The organism is Thalassomonas actiniarum (assembly GCF_000948975.2).
Classification (GTDB): Bacteria; Pseudomonadota; Gammaproteobacteria; order Enterobacterales; family Alteromonadaceae; genus Thalassomonas; species Thalassomonas actiniarum.
The window spans coordinates 1,114,112-1,136,283 of sequence record NZ_CP059735.1; the positions used below are offsets into that span (position 1 = coordinate 1,114,112).

Here is a 22,172-nt window from a genome sequence, read left to right on the forward strand (position 1 = left end):
TGCTAACGGTTTTTTGTTGTTTACATCTCCTTGTGATTACCTGCGGTTATTGCTTGTCTATACTGAAAATACCGTCCCGTATTTTTGATAACATAATGAAAACATTAACCCTTTACTTGTGTTTGTTTTTAGTTTTGCTCTTTTTTTTTCCAAGTGATGGTGCATCCCTGACTTTTCGCGCCAGTGTGACTGCGGCGGATATACAAAAATACCCGGCAGAAATAACCCTGCTGGGCGCATATGATAAGTGTCGCTTGGTGCGTGCTTTTAAAAAAGATCCTGAGCATTCTGCCTGTTATTTGTATCAAGATGAGCAACAACTTTGGGTGCTAAAGTCTTATGCCGCGATCTGTAAAACCCGGTGCGTGCACACTGAGGCGGCAGTTACAACGAACTGAGTTCCTGCTGCAATAACGATCTTGCTCTTACCCTGGGGATTTCCGGTGTGAGTGCGCTGTATTTTGCCAAAGTGCAGTTTTCACCGTATTCATTGTTAAAAGGACCGGCAATAAAGCTGTAATAATCCTGTTCTTTTATCCGCCGCTTGGCGATGAGTAGTTGTTCCTGCATCAGTTTTTTTGGATCGATTGATGTAAAGGCGCGGTAAGAGGCCAGCTGGCAGAAATAACTTTTTTCCGTTGAATTTTCAATGATGTCATGGCCTTTTTTCAAGGCAATACCCAGATCCCGGAGTGTGTAAATATGATGCCAGCTGCTGCCTTGGTAGTGGTTGCCGGCCAAGACCAGACTATCTGTAAAGGGGGCTTGGCTGGCGACATCGGCTTTAGCCGACTGAGCGGCTGATTTTGACAGGTACGGGCCAGCGACTAAATAGTAGCGCTGACGGTGTTGGTGATAATAAATCTGGACATCAAAATGCTCTGCCTGGAGCGGTATAACGGCACTGGCTATATCCCGGGGCTTGGCGAATGTGCCGAGCTGAATATAAAATTCACTTTTATCACTTTTATCACTTTTATCACTTTTATCACTTTTGGCTAGCTGTTTGTTGTTTTGTCCGGCGATATATGCTTGATCGGCCAATAAGATGTCATCAAGCACTATGGCATCTCCCATCTCTGGAGCGATGACTTTATCGGGTAAATTCAGGATCTTAAGTTGCTGCTCGCTGATCAGCTCGGAATTGACCGACAAACGGTATTGGCCCGGGGCGATTTTAGAAAAGACAAAATAGCCGTCAATTTCCGTCAGGGTCTGGGCGACTTGCTTGCCGGTGCGGTCGATTAAAGTCACGCTTTGATTGGCACTGGCACGGGTTTTCCCCTTAATGCTTTGATAGATAGTGCCTTCAATATCATTGACGGCTACAACCGCCATATTGATATGGTTAATGCCGCCGTTATGGGTATGGATCAATACCTGCTCCAGCTGTGCCTGCAAAAAGGGATCCGGTAAGGTCTGCTCTGAAATTGATAACTTTTGTCCGCCGAATGTGCTGGGTAGCAGTACTTTTCCCTCAAGATTGGTTTTTTGCGAACTCCATTTGTGATGGCCGTTAAAACTTATGTCTTGTAGCGGCTGCTCACCGTGATCAAAGATATTGTTGCGATTGCTGTCTATAAAGGCTGTTGCTTCAATAACACCGGCGTTAAGGGCTTGTGGCTGCAGCCAGAGTAATTCGTTATTGGTATGATCATAACCTAGGGTGCCGCTGATCCCGAGAGACAGTTGCCAGTCCCCCTGTTCATTTAAAGCCGAGGATAATTGAAAGTTATACTGCTTATGGCGATAGGTGAAATTGTGGCTTACGTTGTATTTAGCTGTCTGGTTGGGGTTATAACGCAGCTGGGTTTGATTATAGGTTTTAAGCTGCTGTGGCCAGCGAATATCGGTGCGGATCTGCTTGATTTCCTGGTGGGAAAACGGATACCAGTCAAGGGTTGTCGACAGGCGCCACTGCTCCAGGTTATAGCCGAGAAATATTTGATGACTAGTGCCTTGACTGCTGCCATCATCAAAAGAAAAGCTGTTGGAGAGTGTGCCGCGAGATAAGCGTTTGCTGAAACTGAAATTGGCCAAATTACGCGCCTTGCCGGCATTATCTACCTGATGACTAAAGCGGCCATTCCAGCCCAGGCCACCTAAATAATCTGTGGTGCCGTTAAGTTTGATGCTGGATCTTGATGTTAGTGCGTTATCGGCGTGTAGGGCGCTGACAAAGCGGTCAAAGTAACTGTGGTCGATTTTCAAACGGGTTTTTTCACTGAGGTTACCGGAAAAACCGGCAAAAAGCGCCGTGCCCTGCTGCAGATCTTTCGCCAGCTCGATATTGTAATCGCCACCGGCGGCCAGGCCATGAAAGTTGCTCGAAAGATAATAATGATCCCGGTTGTTTTCCCTGACATAATGCCCGTTGACATCCAGGGTAAAATTATCGGTTAAACCGTAACTGATCCCTGTTTTTGCCGAGCGTTCAACCCCGGAAGTGATCGCCGGATCCGGGCCGATAAAGCGTTGGTTGGCATCAACATATTCAAGCTGGTAATTCCAGTTTCCCTGCTTGAGCAAATTATTACCGACATTGATGCTTTGGCTGCGGGTTTTTTGCTGTCCCTGCGGGCCGTAGAGCTTTATTTCAAATAAGTTATTACCATAAAAGGTATCGACCTCATCAAAGACAATACGGTTGTCATCCCCGGACTCTGCGGTAGTGATAAATTGACCATTTCGATATAGTTCGGCCTCCCATCCGGGCAAGGCGGGCTCTTCTAAAGTAATAGTACTGAAGGAGCTGTTATAGGCAGGATTTGTGTTGGACAAGTGCAAACCGGCACCTGAGGTTGCGTTATGAATCAACTCATCCCTTTGTGACTGGATATCGCCAAACTGGTAGCTGATGCCATGGCCGGGATCATTTTTAAGGGGCAGGTCGATTTGTCGGGAGAATCTGAGAAACTGATTGGTGGTATCATTGTTCTGGTTAATACGCAGCTGCGTACTGTGGGCAAATAAGTCGAAAAAGCTGTTTAATCTTAGTTGATCCGATGACTTTTTTGTTGCCGAGTTATAACTATGTTTGAGGTTATAGGTTGTCGTGGGATGACTATAAAGGTGATAATTATCGGCAACCACCAGATCCGGCAGCTTGACAGTGTGTATTTTGGGCGTGCGAACTTCCTGCGATGCTTTTTTTAAAACCGCCAGCGGGATGTCGGTTTGAAATGAAATCTGTTGCAGGGAATAATCAAAGTGATATTCGCTGTTTAGCAACAGGTTCAATAGCCCGGCATCAAAGTAATGGTCGAAATCATCACTGGTCCAGAAAAAAAGCGCCTGTTTATCTGAGGCTTTATCCGGGGGCGTTGCCGGTGAAAGTACCGGAAAAGTATAGGGGATGTTATCGTCTAAGCTGCTGCCGCTTAACTGGTTTTTACCGAGTTTTAGCGGGAGTTTAAGTATATCTTGTAATACCGACAGAGGTATTAATAATCTTTGCTGGACCTGGTATATCTCCATGTCAGCAGCAACCGACTGGCCATTAAGGCGTAAGTTGACAATCAGTAGCTGTTCATCGGTGACCGGCACGAAATAAAACGATTTCTCTTCGAACTCACCGGCCATCCCTTTTGCAAAAATAAGCGAAAAACTTAAGATCATAACCTGCAAAGCGGTGATCGACAAAGCCCTCACCGGCAAAGCTTTTACCGGTGAGGGCATGAAGCCAAATAGGTGTGCAATTGCCGAACTAACAGAGCGAAACATCAGCATGGAAACAGGCTTTAGTCGATGGTCATGGTTTCCGTAATTTCGATATTCCCGCCGTACTTGGCCCGTTCCTGATATTCTATGGTGACTTTCCCGCGGCTATCCTGCGTCATGGGTATATAGACTTTTCGCCGGGCTAACGGCGGATATACGGCTATGCCGTTAACACGACCTATTTCATCATTATTTTCATTACGTAAAACAAAGTCACCGTAAAGAGAGCGCTCGCCGCTCAGTTGTTGCCACAATTGAATTGCCGGCCGGCTATTTTGCATGATCAGTTGCGGGTTTTTTATTGTGCTGGTCGCGCTGAGTTTACCATGGCGGACGATAACCGGAATATTATAGGCAAGTTTCGAATTCATGCTTAATCCATTTGCCCCCGAGCTTTTGGCGGCAGAGCCGGTGATTTTTAACACTGCCCGATATTCGCCTGCTGCTAAATTGGCGGGTTTTCTGATACTGAATCGTACCGCCTGACGGCTATTTCCTTCGATAATACCGCGCCTGGGTGAATAACGAAGTAATTTTTTAGCGGAAAAAGGCATTGCCTGGGTGTTATCCACTTCCACCAGGGTGCCTTCTTCCGTCATATCCATATGGATCACTTGTATCGTATATTGCAAGGGAGTATTTTCGGTGTTGCGTATCACCAGGGAGTTGGTTTTGGTTTTATTATCAAAAAATAATCTGAACTCTGAAAGTGCCAGGCGGGCATGAGCATCCGGGCTGATAAAACTCATGCTTATTATCGCAAGGAATAGAGAAAGAAAAGATCTATACATCTGGGTAACCTAACTGGGCCAATGCACGGGCAGCGCCGATCGTTATTGGCTGTGCTATATCTCATTCACTAAACAATTTATTATTAACGACTATTTTATAAAAACGTTAATGTCTAATATTACTGATGAACATGAAATTTGACTGATGGTAAAACTTCGTCAAGTGAAGTTTTACCACTTCTATTTAATATGATTAATGCGACGCTTAATCGCTAAAAATTAATTAAAAGAAACATTTACCGTATAACCTACGGTATTGTCCGAACCGGCTACCAGTTCAGTTGTTACCGCTAATGCGCCGTATAATTTAACTGCAATATCGGTCGCTGAAGCATCTGTGGTGAATGCCGAGGCTACGCCGTCAGCGGTTGTTACTGTGGTGGTACCATCACTTGCTTCTGCTGCCGTGGTATAAGTTAAACTGGCGCCGGCTTCACCGGTAACGGTGATATTGTAGGCGGTGCTTTTTTCCAGGCCGGATACGGTGATCTCACCCTGAGTAATAGCAGCATCGGCAGCATCACAATCTCCGGTTACGGCACCGGCGGCATCCATAGTACAAACAGAGCCAACGATAACGTTCATTTTACCGAAATGCATAGCCGTCGCTTCAGCAAATGTTGGTTCCGTAAACGCTTTAACTGTGGCGAAATATGAACTTTCGGAGGCTAAAGCCGCTGTTGAAGTGAGTGCCAGCAGAGATAACGGCAGTACTATTTTGTTGAGATTTTTCATTTATACACCTTAATATTTTATTTGTTATTGCTTAACGTGTTAATGCAACTCAATATTGATTTGACACTAATTTAACACGTTATTTTCAAGCTACCACAACTTCATCAAATAAATGTTACAGTTTTATGACAATCGCTTAATTTATTGAAAAATAAAACCTTTTCTTTTTTGTGGTTATTATCTGCCCTGACAGCAAATTTTTTTATCGAGGGCAGGTACGGTCTATACTTAAGGGTGTCCTGTTAATCTGGAGTTGATGATGGATGTAACCTTATTAGTGACTAAGTCTGATTACTGTTTGCCTAATTTGCAGTGTGAGTTTCAAAATTTAGGCGTGCCCTATCATATCGAATATATAGAAAATAACCCCGAGTTGGTTAGCGCCCATCAAATCCGCCATTCGCCGAATATCCTGGTGGACGGTAAACTGGTTTTTCGCCATCAGCCAACCCCGGGAGAGTTGAAAGAGTATTTTGCCCGTTAACGGCAGCTTTGAAGTTCACATCTTTTGGCTGAAGGTGTTAAATGCCAATAAACCCCTTCAGCTTACCTTGCCGTTTCCTTATCCGGTACTTGCCAATAAATTTTTGTCTTTATCCGTGATAACCGGGATAATGTCATTTTAATTCGCTATTAACAGTAGCGTTAAACATTTCTTTTCTATAAAAGGACTTAAGATGAATAAAGCCTGCCTGACCCCTTTGATATTGTTACTGGCCGCAGGAGCGGTTGATGCACAAGAAACGAAAAAGCCCTGGGCAATATCCAGTGAATTGGGAATTATCCTTACCAGCGGTAACACCGAAAGCAGTACCTTAAAAGGCGCCATTACCGCCAAGCAGGAACTGGAGCGCTGGCGCAATGAATATAAGCTTGAAACCTTATATAAAAAAGACGAAGTCAGCCGGGATGACGGCAGTAAAGACAATGAACGTACCAGTGAAAGGTATTTTGCCTCTGTCCAGGGCAATTATAAGTTAAATGAAGACCACAGTTATTTATTTGTCTATGGTTCGCATTTATCGGATTATTTCGGCGCTTACCGCAATGAAAGTGTGTTTTCTTTAGGTTATGGCCAACGTTTGCTTAAAGGGAAAAGTTATTACCTCGACGGGGAAATCGGTCCGGGTTATAAATATTTTGAATATGCCAAAGACAGTGCCGCCCTGGACAGTAAAGGGAATTTACTGGCGGGCAGCACAGACGGCGAGGTGATCGCCCTGGGTAAGCTCAACTTTAACTGGGATATCAATGAATTTGTCGGTTTTCGTCAGAGCCTGGCAATGGAATACGGTAGCACCAATACCAAAAGCCGCTCGGAAACTGAGCTGGTATCCAAGCTCAGCGATGCCATGCAAATGAAGTTAGGTTTTTATATCACCCATAATTCCGATGTCGCCGACGATAAGGAAAATACCGATACCGAAACCTTAGTGACGCTGATTTATAATTTTTAACTTGTGCTCTCTCTTAGATTGAGAGTAGGGAGCAGATAAGATAGGCGCCAAGCAGCATGAATAGCCGCTTGGCGATTGCTTAACCCCTTATGTCGGTTAAGCCGGGTTATTTCTTTTTATTACGCTTGGCCTGTTTCTTCGCCTTGGCTTTTTTCTGGGCGGTGGTTTTTTTCACCTTGGGCTTTTTCAAGCCGACTTTTGCTTCTTTGTTTTTCGGCCGCAGTTCTTCGATGATGCGGCGGGGCAGGCGCTCTTGCAGGTAGCGTTCTATCTTACCGATCACCGGCATATCATGGGCTTCCACCAGGGAAATGGCGGTGCCTTTGTTGCCGGCGCGGCCGGTACGGCCAATTCTGTGCAGGTAGATATCGGCTTTGCGCGGCATATCAAAGTTGATCACATGACTGATATCGTCGATATCCAGGCCGCGGGCGGCGACATCGGTGGCCACCAGGATATTTACTTTTTCATCTTTCAAGCGTTCGACCGAGCTGTTGCGCTTATCCTGCGGCATTTTGCCTTCGAGCCAGGCGCAGGGTAGCTCTTCGCCGTATAATTTACCCGAAAGGTATTGCACGGTTTCCCGCTTATTGGCAAATACCACGGCTTTTTTCACTTCTTCCTGTTTCAGGATGTTGGCGAGTAGCTGAAATTTGTGCTCAAAATTATCCGCCAGGTGCAGCCACTGATGGATCTTGGCTTTTTCCTTGCGGGAAGGATCCGATTCTAAATAAACCGGCTCTGTGAGTACTTCTTTGGCAAAACGGATCACCGAGGAGCCTTCCAAAGTCGCCGAGAACAACATGGTCTGTTTGCGCCAGCGGGCTTCGGCAACGATGCGGTTGATGGTCTCGGCAAAGCCCATGTCCAGCATGCGGTCGGCCTCATCCAAGATCAGGATTTCAATTTCCCTGGCATCAAACTGTTCATTTTCGATATATTCCATTAACCGCCCCGGGGTGGCGATCAACATATCCGTGGTGGCGGTCAGAATATCTTTATGGCTGCCGTAGTTGACGCCGCCGGTGATCACGCCGGATTTTATCTTGGTTAAGCTGGTCAGTTTTTCCGTTTGTTCATGAATTTGCAGGGCAAGCTCACGGGTCGGCGAGAGGATCAAAACCCGGGGAAAACCCGGTTTGGTTCTCGGGTAGTCAAGCAGATGCTGGGCAGCAGGCAGGATAAAAGCCGCGGTTTTACCCGTACCCGTAGGGGCCGATGCCAGAACATCTTTCCCAGCCATGGCTTCGGGTAACACTAATTGTTGAATGGAAGTGGGCTTTTTAAAACCGGCGTTTTCGACACCGCCTAGTAATTCATTGTCTAAATCAAACTGCTCAAACATGCTTGTCTATTGTATTGGAAATCAGGATGTGCAGATTATAGTGGCAAAGTGCTTTTTTTCCTAAGCTTCTTATGAAATTTCACCCAAATCGTTATTTTTTGCTTATAAGTCGGCGAATTCTTCCAGTATTTGCTGGCACCAGCTGGCAATTCGTTCATCGGTGAGCTGGTATTGGTTTTCATCATCGATGGACAGGCCGACAAAATGGCTGTTATCCTGGGTAAGGGCTTTTGAAGCGGCAAATTCATAACCCTGGTTCGGCCAGTAGCCGATGATAGCTGCGCCTGAGGGCACGATAATATCGTGTAACATGCCCAGGGCATCCTGGAACCATTCGCTGTAGCCTATCTGATCCCCCATGCCGTATAAGGCGATCACCTTGTTGTTAAGATCTAAGCCGGCGGCTTCTTGCCAGTGTGATTCCCAGTCTTCCTGTAATTCGCCGTAATCCCAGGTGGAGATGCCAAAAATAAGAAAATCATAATCCTGGCAGGCGGACAAAGGCACATCTTTGATATTGTGAAGTTCAACCATGGATTCGCCAATGACGGATTGTATCTTTTCTGCTGCCATTTCGGTATAGCAGGTGGTGGAACCATAAAATAAGCCAATTTTCATTCGTAATACTCAAGAAATACCGGGGTTAAATTGCAGCGCGAGTTTACCAGAAAGGCGGGTCTGTTTACCAGTTTACGATTATATTGGTGTCAAAGTGCAATAATCCCGGCCTTGTGATTGCATTTAAGGCCACTACCCTGTAATTTTATGGCATGGAGTAAGGTCATATTCATGGATCAGTTAAATTTAGGAATACATCTGCATGTTTAAAAAGTTAATCTCGGGAGCTACGCTGGCTATTTTTGCCTACTCGGCATCTGTGGCGGCCGAAAAAGGCCAGGATATTTTAACCTCGGCTGTTCAGCCGTCTTCTGCCGTGGCTGCCAAGTCTGCCGGGCTGGATGCTAACGCCTTAAAAGCAAAATTAACCGCCAAACTTGGCCTTGAAGTAGAAGGGGTGGCGACTACCCCGGTTGCCGGTATTGCCGAAGTGATCACCAACCAGGGCTTGTTTTATGCCAGTTACGACGGTGCCTATTTCTTCCATGGCAAGCTTTTCTCTATTGAAAAGGAGGTCACTAACTTAACGGAAGAAAGCATGGCCAAGGTCAGGGTGACCGGCATGGATAAATTTGCCAACGATATGATCGTTTATCCGGCGAAAAACGAGAAACATGTGGTCACCGTGTTTACCGATATTACTTGCGGCTATTGCCGTAAGTTGCACGAGCAAATGGATGAATACAATGAGATGGGCATTACCGTACGTTACCTGGCTTATCCGCGCGCCGGCATCACCGACCGTAACGGTAACCTGACCCAGGGCTTCCAGGATATGCGCTCGATATGGTGCCACGAAGACCCCAACACCGCCATGACCAAGGCGAAAGCCGGCTCTGCCGTTGCCCATCGTATTTGTGACAAGCCGGTTGAAGCGGAATTTGATTTTGGTCGTCGTGTCGGTGTTAACGGCACCCCGGCTATCATGCTGGCAAATGGCATGATGTTACCGGGTTACCGTGAACCAAGAGATCTGCTTCAGGTGCTTGAGAGCCTGTAACCGCTTTACCTGTACTGGTCGGTTGCCGCCAATCCCTTTGGGCTTCCAGCTCTGAGTAAGGTAGCCGATATCAGCGGAGCTTTAATGGTCACTTGCCGTTAAAGCTCCTGATTTTTTCTGCTGCTTTATCTTCACCTTTGTTATCGCCAAGGACTTTCCATGCTTAAACAAATCATCCGTCGTCCCTTTGTTGCGGATGAACACTTATCCGGCGATTTACATCCGCTGATTAAACAAATTTATGCCCGCCGTGGTGTCACCTGTGCCCGGGAGCTGGACTTAACTACTTCACAAATGGCGCCGGTGCAGTCATTAAAAGGCCTGGATGATGCCTGCCGTATTTTACACCTGGCGATGGCGCAGCAGCAGCGCATTATTGTCGTCGGGGATTTTGATGCCGACGGCGCCACCAGTACCGCGCTGATGATGGAAGCGTTAATGTTGCTCGGCAGCACGAACCATGATTTTCTGGTGCCGAATCGTTTTGAGTACGGTTACGGTCTGACCCCGGAAATTGTCGACCTGGCCGCCGGACAAGGGGCGCAGTTATTGGTGACGGTCGATAACGGCATCAGCTGTCTGGCGGGGGTAAAACGTGCAAAAGAGCTCGGCATTGCCGTGGTGGTGACAGATCATCATTTGCCCGGCAGTCAGCTACCGGATGCCGATGCCATAGTGAACCCGAATCAGCCCGGCTGTCCCTTTCCCAGTAAAGCACTAGCCGGGGTCGGGGTCGCCTTTTACCTGATGCTGGCCCTGCGTAAATATTTACGGGATCTTAACTGGTTCGGTGAAAAAGGCATGGCTGAACCTAATATCGCCCAACTGCTTGATTTGGTTGCTTTAGGCACGGTTGCTGATGTCGTGACCTTAGATAACAATAACCGTATTTTAGTGTCACAGGGATTAAAACGGATCCGGGCGGGATTAACGCGCCCGGGGATCCAGGCTTTGATTGAAATTGCCAATAAAAACCAGCAGGCGCTGGTGGCCAGCGATTTTGGTTTTGCTTTGGGACCGAGAATAAATGCCGCCGGTCGTCTCGATGATATGTCATTTGGTATCAACTGCTTATTGTCAAAGGACCTGATGTCTGCCCGGGCCGCGGCCGTTGAGCTGGATGAATTAAACAAAGCTCGCCGGGAAATCGAACAGGGCATGCAGGTAGAAGCGGAAAGCGTGCTCAAGCAGTTGAAATTTAACGAAGATAATCTGCCCTGCGGTATTGCCCTGTTCCAGCAAGACTGGCATCAGGGGGTGATTGGCATAGTGTGCGGGCGGTTAAAAGAGAAATATCACAGGCCCAGCATCGTTTTTGCCGCCGCCGGTGATGGCATAGAAGATAAGAGTAAGGATGAAATTAAAGGCTCGGCACGCTCGATCCCCGGTTTGCACATCCGGGATTTGCTCGAACATATCGACAGCCAGAACCCCGGGCTGATCCTGAAATTTGGCGGCCATGCCATGGCTGCCGGCTTATCCATTAAAGCCGGTGATTTTGATAAGTTCAGGCAATTATTCGACAGCTTTGTCGGTGACTGGCTCAGTGAAGAGGACTTCCAGGGAAAACTGCTTTCCGACGGGGCCTTGCCGCTTACCGACATGACCTTGGCCTTTGCCGAAACCATCAGGGAAGCCGGCCCCTGGGGGCAAAATTTTGTCGAGCCTGTGTTTGATGATGAGTTTACCCTGATACAGCAGCGCCTGGTGGGGGAAAAACATTTGAAAATGGTGGTGCAAAAAGGCAGCGAAGTCTTTGATGCCATCGCCTTTAATATTGATGTTAAGGCCTGGCCTAATATCCACGCCAAACAAGTGCATCTGGCTTACCGGTTAGATATCAATGAGTTTAGAGGTAAACAAAGCTTACAGTTGATGGTGGAGCAGTTATCGTTGCCGGGAGACTCTAATGAAGGCCTTTAAGCTTGATGTCAAAGCCTGGCGTTATGCCTAAACAACCCACGCCAAACAAGTGCATCTGGCTTACCGGTTAGATATCAATGCTTGTCGAAGGAAATAGCGTGGTAAACAAAGCCGACAGTTGATGGTCGAGCGGCTGAGTTTGCCTGAAGGCATTTCTGAAGGGATTTAACATTTGCCGGAGAAAACAGACGGGTTATTGCGCTAAGGCCGGGGTTAAGCTGTAGCTACCGGCCCGGGCGGTGATGATAATAGTCCTTGTCTGTTCTAAACCGGGTTAAAAAGCCACTATTTGCCGAGAATACATCGTTTATTTACTGGCCTTAATAGGTTACAATGCGCGACTATTTTTTTATTCTCATGGCAGCCGCCCTAAGCGCGTTAAATAGCATGTTTGAAGTTAATCCGATATTAAATAAATTAAAAGAAATTCGCGAACGCACAGATACCCTTAGGGGGTACCTTTGACTACGATCTCAAAGCTGAACGTCTAGTTGAAGTTTGCCGTGAATTAGAATTACCCGATGTCTGGAATGAACCGGAACGGGCACAGGCCCTGGGTAAAGAAAGAGCGTCTCTTGAAGCCATAGTCGAGACCATAGATGAACTGGACTCGGGCTGTGAAGATATCGAAGGTCTGATTGAACTGGCGGTGGACGAGGAAGATGAAGAAACTTTCGAAGATGCCCTCTCGGAAGCCGGCGGCCTGGATGAAAAGCTACAAAAATTAGAGTTTCGCCGCATGTTCAGCGGTGAAAACGATCCGGCAGACTGTTATCTGGATATCCAGTCGGGCTCAGGCGGCACCGAAGCCCAGGATTGGGCCAGCATGCTGATGCGCATGTACCTGCGCTGGGGTGAAGCCCACGGCTTTAAAACCGAGCTGATTGAAGTGACCGACGGCGATGTCGCCGGTATAAAAGGGTGTACCATCAAGTACAGCGGTGAATATGCCTATGGCTGGTTGCGGACCGAAACCGGGGTACATCGTTTAGTGCGTAAATCGCCGTTTGATTCCAACTCGCGTCGCCATACCTCGTTTGCTTCGGCGTTTATTTACCCGGAAGTGGATGATAATATCGAAATTGATATCAATCCGGCGGATTTACGGGTGGATACCTACCGGGCATCCGGTGCCGGTGGTCAGCACGTCAATAAAACCGACTCGGCTATTCGTCTTACCCATATTCCTACCGGGGCAGTGGTACAGTGCCAAAATGACCGCTCGCAGCATAAAAACCGCGCCACGGCGATGAAGCTGTTAAAAGCGAAATTGTACGAGCTGGAAATTCAGAAGCAAAACGAAGGCAAACAAGAGCTCGAAGACGGTAAATCGGATATCGGCTGGGGCAGCCAGATCCGCTCTTATGTGCTTGATGACAGCCGCATAAAAGATTTAAGAACCGGCGTTGAAAACCGTAATACCCAGGCGGTGCTTGACGGCGATTTAGACAGATTTATTGAAGCCAGCCTCAAATCTGGCCTTTAATGGTAAACCAGGGTAACCGTGGGCATGGGCCTGAGGTTGCATATTTTAAGTAATGAGAAACAACATGACTGAGCAAGTAAAAGCACCGCAAGACGAGAATAAATTGATTGCCGAGCGTCGCGGCAAGTTAGCGCAAATTCGTGAGAACTGTCCGGCCAACGGCCACCCGAACCAGTTTGAACGAAAACACTATGCCAATGATTTACAGTCTGCCCACGGTGAAAAAGATAAAGAAACCCTGGAAGCTGAATCTGAGGTGTACAGCATTGCCGGTCGTGTGATGGCTAAACGCGGGCCATTCTTAGTACTTCAGGATATGACCGGGCGTATCCAGGCTTATGCCGATAAAAATGTGCAAAAAGACATTAAAGCCCGCTGGGGTGTGTTGGATATCGGTGATATCGTTGGTGTCAGCGGAACCTTGCATAAATCCGGTAAAGGGGATCTGTATGTCAATATGGACCAGTACCAGTTATTGACTAAATCCTTACGTCCTTTGCCGGAAAAATATCACGGCTTATCGGATCAGGAAACCAAGTATCGTCAGCGTTATGTTGATCTGATGATCAATGAAGATACCCGCAATACCTTTAAAATGCGTACCAAAGTGGTTGAAGGTATCCGTAACTTCCTGGTCAAGCGAGATTATATGGAAGTGGAAACCCCTATGCTGCAGGTGATCCCCGGTGGTGCAACCGCTAAGCCGTTTATGACTTACCATAACTCGTTAGATATCGATATGTATCTGCGTATCGCCCCCGAGCTTTACCTTAAGCGCCTGGTGGTTGGCGGTTTTGAGCGGGTATTTGAAATTAACCGTAACTTCCGCAACGAAGGTTTGTCCACCCGCCATAACCCTGAATTTACCATGATAGAGTTCTATCAGGCTTATGCCGATTACAACGATATGATGAACCTGACGGAAGAAATGCTGCGTAGTGTGGCCCAGGACGTATTGGGGACGACTATGGTGCGCAACACGGAAAAAGACGAAAACGGTGAAGTCACCAGCGAAATTTTTTATGATTTCGGCAAGCCGTTTGAGCGTTTGTCTATGGTGGATGCCATCTTAAAACATGCACCTGGTTTGGATGAAAGCATTTTACGTAACCCGGAAGAAAACCTTGAAGGCCTTAAAGCCATGGCGGTTGAAGTTGGCGTTAAGTTATCTGATGCTGCCAAGGTCTGGGGTCCGGGCAAATATATTTGTGAGATTTTTGAAGAAGTGGCCGAGCATAACCTGATGCAGCCGACTTTTATCACCGAATATCCGTGGGAAGTCTCTCCGCTGGCGCGCCGCAATGACGAAAACCCGTTTATTACCGATCGTTTTGAGTTCTTTGTTGGCGGTCGCGAGCTGGCCAACGGTTTCTCGGAGTTAAATGACGCCGAAGATCAGGCGGCACGTTTCCGTAAGCAGGTTGAAGAAAAAGATGCCGGTGACGATGAAGCCATGCACTTTGACGAAGATTATATCCGTGCACTGGAATTTGGCATGCCGCCAACGGCGGGTGAAGGCATAGGCATCGACCGTCTGGTGATGTTGTTTACCGACTCCCCGACCATTAAAGATGTGATCTTATTCCCGCATATGCGTCCGCAGGCGGATTAGTTTTCCTGTTAAAGGCATAATGCTTGAGAGAAAAACCAGCAGCGATCCTGCTGGTTTTTTTATGCATGGATGCATTTCAGCTTATATGTTCCTGCATAAGCTAAGCACCTATATCCATATAGGTAATCCTGCAAGTTCATGGACGAACAGGAGCAGGGGTTATGCATGGATGCATTTCAGCTTATGTGCTCCTGCATAAGCTAAGTACCTATATCCATACAGGTAATTCTGCAAGTTCATGGACGAACAGGTGCAGGGGTTATGCATGGATGCATTTCAGCTTATGTGCTCCTGCATAAGCTAAGTGCCCATATCCATATAGGCAATCCTGCGTTTTTATAAAAAGAGAGATGAAGGGCCGGGGGGCCTGCAACCGAAGTTAACTGAAACTATCGCTACTTAATCTTTTAAAGGTAAGGCATCAATGCAGCAGTTTTTGCCGGCATTTTTTGCCTGGTATAAGGCCTGATCCGCCCGCTGAAAAAAGGATGGCCAGCTATTATCGTCTGCCAGTTCGGCGATGCCGACAGAAACCGTGATCGGCGGTAAAAAGGTGTTTGATTTCCTCTGGATCAGCTTCAGGTCGGCAACGGACAAACGGATCTGCTCGGCGAGTGCTCTGGCCTGGGAGAGGGACTGGCCGGGGGCGACGATAAGAAACTCTTCTCCGCCGTAACGGGTGGCAAGATCGGTTTCCGATACCGAAGATTTGATGATTTTCGCCACCCGCTGGATGACCTTATCGCCGACCTGATGGCCAAAGGTATCGTTAATCTTTTTAAAGTCGTCGATATCGATCACCAGGGACGAGTGTTTACCCTTGATATCCAGAGCCTGGAGTTTATCGTCGCAGCCCCTGCGGTTTAATAAACCGGTTAAAGCGTCATGCACCGCTTCTTCCCTGGATTCTTCAAGTTTGGTTTTTAAGAAGGTGACTTCCTCACTGGTTTTCGCCAGTTCATCGGACAACTTCTGGTGCTGTTTTTGAGCATTGCTTATGGTGCCGATCAGGAAGTTGACGATATTTTTAAGCGGCTTGTGCAAGACATTATCACTAAGGGCGTGATCCGCTTTGGCCAGGTTGGCTAAAATCATTTCTTCGCTTTGTGCCTGGTCATCGATTTTATCCAGGGTATGGCTCAAGGTTTTTTCAAACGGCTGCAATAAGTTATTTTCAATGTTATCGCTGTTGGATAAAAATTTAACAAATAAGTCATCCAGCAGCACACCGTCAAGGGCGTTTCTTTGGGTTAGCTGGAAATCTATCTCTGCTGTTAATTCACTGTTTCTCTGGCTCAGGTAGTGATAAATAACAGAATAATTAACTGGGTTTGGCGCTATGTTATGTTCAGTCAAAAAGGTGAGGGTTTGTTCACTTAACGCTGATGCCGACTGATAGTTGTCATAGTTATGCATGGTATTCCTTTAAGCGTCTCTGTGGTTAATCCATGTTGTATTTTTCATGCTGTATTTGTCAGGCCCAATAAAAATGATCCTTGAACAACAGATAATCAACCACAGAGCCTAATATTTATTCTTATTATTTTTTGTTTATTATAGGCTAAATTTTACGCGCGCATATTCTAGCAACAAATTAACATTTGCTTCAATCAAGATATCGGATCCCGGGTAAGATTTTTAATCTGGATCAAAAACTTTTGACATTTACCCGTAGAAACCGGCAAGCGTGAGTATTTAAGTTTGCCAATGAAGCGTTATGGGTTTTACGCCGGCCAAGCTGCTAAGCCCCTTGCTTTGGCACGGCATAATGGTCACTTTCCAGCTCTATGGCGGCAAAGCGGTTACGGCCATTGGTTTTGGCCTGGTAAAGGGCTTTATCCGCGACACTGAGCATAGCTTGTGCCGAGGTTTGTATCCTGGCTTTAGTGGTTGCTATGCCCAGGCTTACGGTTAACACTTCTGAGGCATCTGAGCAGGGGTGGGGGATTTTTAATCTGCGGATACCCTTACATAATAAAGTTGCGGTTTTATGGGCATGATTTAAGTCGGTTTCCGGGAGGATGATGGCAAATTCTTCTCCGCTAAAACGGGCGACACTTTCTCCCGAACGTTTCAGTAACTTTTCTATGCTGCGGGCAACTTTGACCAGGGCTTTATCTCCGGTGATATGACCGCAATTGTCGTTATAACGTCTGAAATAATCAATATCCAGCAAAATAATTGACAGATAGCGCTGGTTTCTTGCGGCGCGTGTTATTTCCAAAGCCAATTGCTGGTGGAAGAATACCCGGTTATGGAGCCCGGTAAGTTCATCTAGCTGGATACTCTGGTTTAGCTGATGTTCTGTTTTGAGCAATGTTTCTTGTGTCTGTTTGAGTTGGTGAGCCAGCGCGCTGTTTTTGATGGCGCTGGCGAAGATAGCGGCGGCTGTTTTCAGTAAAGCGATTTCGGGATCCGTCCAGGCATGCCTGTTAGTTGAGCTGTCAAATGCGATAAAACCGGGGTTTTCTGCTTTATCTGATAAGCGGACGATGATCCCTGAGTTGAATTGATATTGGGCCAGGGCCTGATTGAAATCCGATGCACCGGCGGGGATTTCCGTTAGCGACCTAAAGCAAAAACAGTTTTTTTGCTCAAGCAAACGGATGAAGTTTTTGTGCCTGGCGATATGGATATCAAGGGGCACCTTGCCGGTTTTTAAGTGCCAGCAGTGGGCGATCTTCAGTATTTTGCCTTTGCTAAGGTAGACATAGATATTATCGAGACGGCAAAAACTTCCTAAAACGGCGAGAGCCCGGGCAATTTCTCTGTCGCATTCACCCGGTGGCAAGTGTGTTAGCTGATGTGATAATTCAGCCAGCAGGGAAGCAAGACCGGCTTTAAATTTTAATGCCCGGGTTTGGTTTGTTACCCTGGTTTCGAGCTCTTGGTTCAGGCGAGCATTTTCCAGCTGCATCGCCGAAAACCCCGCGACCAATTTTAAGCTGGTCAGGTGCTCCCGGGTAAAAGCGTAGCTGGAGATCTGGTTTTCCAGGTATATCAGGCCGGTTACCTTTCCCAGGTTGAATAAGCCGCAGCAGAGAATTGAGCCGGGTTTATGCACTTTTATATAGCTATCTTGGCTAAACTGGCTTTGCTGGTGGGGGTTGGCAAGTAGCAGGTCTTTACCCAGACGGAGATTATATTCGATCAGGGACAGCGGTATTTTATCCTTATCCGGGGAGGCATGTTGCAGTACCCGGATATCTGCTTGCGACTCTTTAAGCTGATATTGTGCTTCGATAAACCAGTGTTCGCTGTCCTGCTCCCGCAATATCAGGATGGCCTTGTCGGCGCCGGCATTTTCAGCCGTCAGGCAAATTAATTGTTGTAACAGTTTTTTCTGGTTGCTCTCTCCGGCAAGCACCTGGTGGAGTTTATCCAGGGTCTGGCTATCAAGGGGGGCCTGGTTGTTGTCTTCGGGTATTGATAGCGGCGCTTGAGCCGGGAGCGGCATCAACCGGGCATAGTGCTCTTTAATTTGCCTGACAGGATTGGCAAAGCCCCAGCCTTGATAAAGATAGAGGGCTTGTTGCAGGTACATGGCGGCAATTTTTATATGCCCCTTGTGTTGTAAATAGCCGGCATAACATTTATTTGCCAGCGCCAGATAATGTTTATACCGGGTTTGTTCCAATGCCGAAATGGCGGCTTCATATTTTTGCATGACATTGCTGTGGCTTTCGCCAAAAATCCGGGCAGATTCGGCTGACATCAGCAGGTATTTGTGCAAATAATTCGCCGGGGTTAATTCACTCCAGTTTTTCATTTGCCTGAGCAGGCTATCGATCTTGTTCCGGGCCTTTTGCTTTTGTTCTTCATTGCTATAGAGATTGAAATTGCCGGTTAAAACCAGGCTGAGATGGAAGTTGTTAAAAGGGATCAGTATAGTGCCGGGATTAAAACGGTTTCCCTGTTCGCACAAGGCAATAGCTTGCTCAGGTGTTTGTGTCTGTTCCAATAACAAAACCCGGTAAAGTCTGGCGCTATAATAAAAACCCAGCGCGACCGGGTTATGCTGATGCTTAGTAAGAAAGATATCCTGATTAAATGCCGGCCCTATTTTTAAATCAAAAGATGACATCCCGGATAAGCTGGTCAGCAGCTGGCTGGCAAAAGGTAAAAAGAGTTCCTGCAAATGTCCGGATTCATGCTCAAGATAGAATTGGTAGAAATTGGCCGCTTCCCGGGAAAGCTGCTCGAAATGTTTACCGCTGAAAAAACCGGTAACCAGCAGCCAGATGGCGCTATAACCTGCGGTGGTAAAATCGCCGCAATCTAAGGAATAATCAAAAGCATTTTGGAAGGTTGTTTCCTGTGCTTCAAGCGGGCTATGCCAGTGTCCGCTGGCGCCCGAAAGCATTAATACTTTTCCTTTAATTTCTTTATTATCATATGTTTTTATCAGCTCTAATGCGAGCTGGGAAAATTGCTTTGCCTGTTGATGATCTTCCTGGAGGGAATAAAGGGTAAAGGCATAATTCATATAGCCATAAGCCGAGTATTCGTTGTTTCCCTGCTTCAGGCTTAAAGCCGTCATTTTCGCAGAGAGCCAGCCCAGGGTGTTTATCCGCCCGAGAAAATAAACCGGCATCCAAAGGTAGCTCAGGAGTTTCATAACATACTTTATTTCATCGTACGAATCCCGGTTTTCTGAGTCCGCGTTTGTGTTCAAGGCCGTTTGCTTCGTTTCTTGTTCGAATAAACTGCTGAATTTTTTGAGGCCATGGTGTTCATGTAAAAAGAGCTTCTCCGCCAATTTTTCATTTTCGGGAAATTCAATGCCAAGCAGGCCTAAGCCTCTTTGTCCCGAAGTAATTGCCTGGACAAAATCACCGTTAAGGTTTGCCTGTATCATTTTGGTGGCATAAAGTTCCAGCAGATCTTTTTTCTCCTTGATCCGGTTAAGCACCACAGGATATAAACTATCGGCACGGTCAAAATGCCCGGACAAATATTCGGCTTGAATTAATGCCAGGTAGACGCTAAAGCTCAGATCAAAATGGGATGACCAGCTGTTTTCCGGCAATAATTTTCGAGCCTGTCGGCACAGTTCAGCGGAGGTCTGGTAAGCGCCTGAAGCGTGTGCTATGGCTGCCGCTTTCATATTTAATTCGATCACTTCTATGATGCCGAAGGGGTTAGTGATCAGCGCTGCCCCCAGGTTCAGGTGGGTCACTTCTTCAAACAGCTGTTCATTACTGGGGTTGCCGCGTTCGAACAGTAAGCAGCCGAGATTATAATGTATCAGCTGTTTCTGCAAAGGCGTAAGCAGGGAATAGGCTGCCTGCTGTACCTTGTCGTGAAGAAATTTCAGTTTAAAGATCAACAGCCGGGCAGAGACCAGTGCCTGGCTTGATAATTCCGGTTCGGACAGGGGCTGGATCAGCCGGGCCTTAAGTGCCGGCAATAACTCCTGATAGCTTTGCTCCGGAGAGGTTTTATTGATGGTTGCCAGGGTGTTAAGGTTAAACTTGCTGCCGGCACATGACGCCAGTTTTAATAATTCCAGGGTGTGCTCTGGCAGTTCTTTTAACTTAGCGACCATAAAGTTGATGACATTGCTGGTGATATTGGCGGAGGTGATTTTTGTTAGATCCCATTGCCAGCGTTTTTGTTGAACATCGAAATTGATGAAATTTTTCCGGTAAAGCTCGGTGATAAATTCCTTTATAAAAAAAGGGTTGCCTAAGGTTTTCTCCTGAGTTAGCCGAGCCAGTTCAGTGATATTTTCTGTTTTACCAGCCAGGCTGTCGGCTAAAAAATGTTTGATATTCTCCAGGGATAATGGGGGAAGGGAAATGGTGGTTAGCTCCCCTTTGTTGGCCTTAAGTTGGTTAATCAGGGTGTCTAAAGTATGGTTTTCACCAGGCTCACTTGTTCGGTAGGCGCCGAGTAAGTAGAGATACCCCAGGTTTTTATCCTGCAGCAGGGACTGGATTAATTGACCTGATGCCATATCCAGCCATTGTAAATCGTCGATAAAGATAATCAGCGGGTGCTCTGGTTGGCAAAGTACCCGGATAAATTTTTTTAATACCTGTTTGAAGCGGTTTTCATTTTCCCTGGAACCCAGTTCGGGCAGGGGAGGAGGTTCGCCTGTGATAAGTTTCAGTTCCGGTATTAAATCGGTTAATACCTGGGCGTTACTGCCCAGGGCATTATTTATCCTGGTTTTCCATCCTTGCAGCTGCTGTTTGGAGCTGCTTAGGATGATGGCGATCAATTGTTTAAAGGCGTCAATAAAGGCGGAATAGGGAATATTTTTGCTGTAAAGACTGAATTTTCCCCGGATAAAATGCCCCTTAAAGGCGGTCAGGGGGGGATAAACTTCCTGTATCAGGGTTGTTTTTCCTATGCCCGACTCGCCGCTGACTAATAATATGGCCACCTGGCCTCGGCTGATGTCTGGCAGTTTTTGCCGTATTTGTTTAACTTGCCGGCTCCGGCCATATATTTTTTGTGAGATTTGCAGCTGACGTGGATGATCTTCACCTGCCAGGGAAAAACGCTTAAGCTGCCGCCCTTTGTTAGCCTGTTTAAGGCATAACTGCAGATCATGTATGATGCCCCTGGCGGAGCCGTATCTTTGCTCTGGATCTTTCGCTAGTAATTTCAAACAGATATCTGAGATCACCTCAGGCACGTTCTTATTCACTGAGGTCGGCGTTGGTGGCGCTTTGGCCATATGGCTGTAGATTAACTCCAGCGGCTCCTTATCCTCAAAGGGGAGGCGGCCGGTAAAAAGTAAATAGATGATCCCTCCCAAAGCATAATAATCGCCGCGATAGTCCAGTAAACGGTTCATGCGCCCGGACTGCTCCGGCGCCAGGTAAGCGAGATTGCCAGTTAATTGCTCTCCGGCTTTTAATGCCGGGGCTTCACGGTTGAACTCGGATGCCAGGGAAAAATCAATGATTTTGACTTGCCGCGTGGCGGGATTGATCAGGACATGAGCCGGACAGAGGGCTTTATGGATAATATTTTGTTCATGAATATCTGCCAATGCCTTACAGATTTCAATGCAATAGTAGAGCTTGTCCGGCGTTGAAAAAGTGTGTTGTGTTAGCAGGGACTGTAATGAAAGGCCATGAAAGTCTTCCAATACCAGCACAGGTTTTTCCTGGCTGGTGACTAGGTCGTAAATAGCGATCACCCGGGAACTGGATATGTGGCTTAAGGTTTTATATTCCTGTTTATAGCGGCTAAGTGCTTTGGTGCTGGGTAAGTCTTGGTTAAGAAATTTAAGGATAACGCTCTGTCGGTCTTTTTTTCTGATCGCACGAAAGATGAGGGAGCTTTCACTTTCATATATTTGTTCTTCTAATTGATATCCGTTAATTTCCGCTTTCATCCTGGGATCCCTAAGCCTTAACTCATTGAGTATAGAATAGACATTTGTTCAGGATGGGAATATTTTTGATAAAGTCCCTGAAAATAAGCTACTTGCTATTGTAAATTCAGTGGAGGTGAAGAAGAAAAAAC

At 46.8% G+C, this 22,172-nt stretch carries 14 protein-coding genes; 7 read left to right on the top strand and 7 right to left on the bottom strand.

Annotated features, from left to right (window positions below):
• Window positions 1-95: 95 nt before the first annotated feature.
• Complete coding sequence (locus SG35_RS04930; RefSeq protein ID WP_152646737.1) at window positions 96-398, top strand: hypothetical protein; 303 nt, start codon at window positions 96-98, stop codon at window positions 396-398.
• Here the strand turns inward: SG35_RS04930 and SG35_RS04935 are convergent.
• The 3 genes from SG35_RS04935 to SG35_RS04945 all read right to left on the bottom strand — a co-directional run bounded on the left by SG35_RS04935 (window position 385) and on the right by SG35_RS04945 (window position 5,246).
• The gene (locus SG35_RS04935) at window positions 385-3,582 is read right to left on the bottom strand and encodes an SPOR domain-containing protein (RefSeq protein WP_274055331.1); all 3,198 of its coding nucleotides are present in this window, start codon (window positions 3,580-3,582) and stop codon (window positions 385-387) included. The genes SG35_RS04930 and SG35_RS04935 overlap by 14 nt on opposite strands.
• Window positions 3,583-3,740: 158 nt before the next feature.
• On the bottom strand, window positions 3,741-4,469 hold the full coding sequence (locus tag SG35_RS04940; protein ID WP_236702656.1) for a fimbrial biogenesis chaperone: 729 nt from the start codon (window positions 4,467-4,469) through the stop codon (window positions 3,741-3,743).
• A gap of 261 nt (window positions 4,470-4,730) precedes the next feature.
• Window positions 4,731-5,246, bottom strand: a complete 516-nt coding sequence (locus SG35_RS04945; RefSeq protein ID WP_044834698.1) for a hypothetical protein — start codon at window positions 5,244-5,246, stop codon at window positions 4,731-4,733.
• Between the two features lie 256 nt (window positions 5,247-5,502).
• On the opposite strand from SG35_RS04945, the gene SG35_RS04950 reads away from it, so the two are divergent.
• Together SG35_RS04950 and SG35_RS04955 are read left to right on the top strand one after the other, a co-directional pair.
• Window positions 5,503-5,730: a thioredoxin domain-containing protein gene (locus SG35_RS04950; RefSeq protein WP_236702657.1), complete on the top strand. Its 228-nt coding sequence runs from the start codon at window positions 5,503-5,505 to the stop codon at window positions 5,728-5,730.
• 193 nt (window positions 5,731-5,923) lie between these two features.
• On the top strand, window positions 5,924-6,703 hold the full coding sequence (locus SG35_RS04955; RefSeq protein WP_044834700.1) for a DUF481 domain-containing protein: 780 nt from the start codon (window positions 5,924-5,926) through the stop codon (window positions 6,701-6,703).
• 106 nt (window positions 6,704-6,809) lie between these two features.
• Here the strand turns inward: SG35_RS04955 and srmB are convergent, their stop codons facing one another.
• Window positions 6,810-8,048, bottom strand: coding sequence for an ATP-dependent RNA helicase SrmB (srmB, locus tag SG35_RS04960; protein WP_044834701.1), 1,239 nt, complete (start codon window positions 8,046-8,048; stop codon window positions 6,810-6,812).
• Between the two features lie 102 nt (window positions 8,049-8,150).
• The gene (gene fldB / locus SG35_RS04965; RefSeq protein WP_044834702.1) at window positions 8,151-8,666 is read right to left on the bottom strand and encodes a flavodoxin FldB; all 516 of its coding nucleotides are present in this window, start codon (window positions 8,664-8,666) and stop codon (window positions 8,151-8,153) included.
• Between the two features lie 202 nt (window positions 8,667-8,868).
• On the opposite strand from fldB, the gene dsbC reads away from it, so the two are divergent.
• The 4 genes from dsbC to lysS all read left to right on the top strand — a co-directional run bounded on the left by dsbC (window position 8,869) and on the right by lysS (window position 14,687).
• A complete protein-coding gene (dsbC, locus tag SG35_RS04970) occupies window positions 8,869-9,666 on the top strand; it encodes a bifunctional protein-disulfide isomerase/oxidoreductase DsbC (RefSeq protein WP_053043278.1) in 798 nt (265 codons plus the stop codon).
• 159 nt (window positions 9,667-9,825) lie between these two features.
• Window positions 9,826-11,589 carry a single-stranded-DNA-specific exonuclease RecJ gene (gene recJ / locus SG35_RS04975; RefSeq protein ID WP_044834703.1) on the top strand — a complete coding sequence of 588 codons (1,764 nt, stop codon included), beginning with the start codon at window positions 9,826-9,828 and terminating at the stop codon, window positions 11,587-11,589.
• Window positions 11,590-11,976: 387 nt separating this feature from the next.
• Window positions 11,977-13,075 (top strand): peptide chain release factor 2 gene (gene prfB / locus SG35_RS04980; protein ID WP_152646744.1). Its coding sequence is split into 2 segments (ribosomal slippage): window positions 11,977-12,051 and window positions 12,053-13,075, totalling 1,098 coding nucleotides; the frame shifts between segments, so codons are not numbered across the junction.
• Between the two features lie 64 nt (window positions 13,076-13,139).
• A complete protein-coding gene (gene lysS / locus SG35_RS04985) occupies window positions 13,140-14,687 on the top strand; it encodes a lysine--tRNA ligase (RefSeq protein WP_044834705.1) in 1,548 nt (515 codons plus the stop codon).
• Window positions 14,688-15,086: 399 nt separating this feature from the next.
• Here lysS and SG35_RS04990 read toward each other — a convergent pair whose 3' ends face one another.
• Together SG35_RS04990 and SG35_RS04995 are read right to left on the bottom strand one after the other, a co-directional pair.
• Entirely contained in the window at window positions 15,087-16,103 is a 1,017-nt protein-coding gene (locus SG35_RS04990) for a GGDEF domain-containing protein (RefSeq protein ID WP_044834706.1), read from the bottom strand.
• Between the two features lie 325 nt (window positions 16,104-16,428).
• Window positions 16,429-22,041 carry a diguanylate cyclase domain-containing protein gene (locus tag SG35_RS04995; protein ID WP_044834707.1) on the bottom strand — a complete coding sequence of 1,871 codons (5,613 nt, stop codon included), beginning with the start codon at window positions 22,039-22,041 and terminating at the stop codon, window positions 16,429-16,431.
• Window positions 22,042-22,172: the final 131 nt, after the last annotated feature.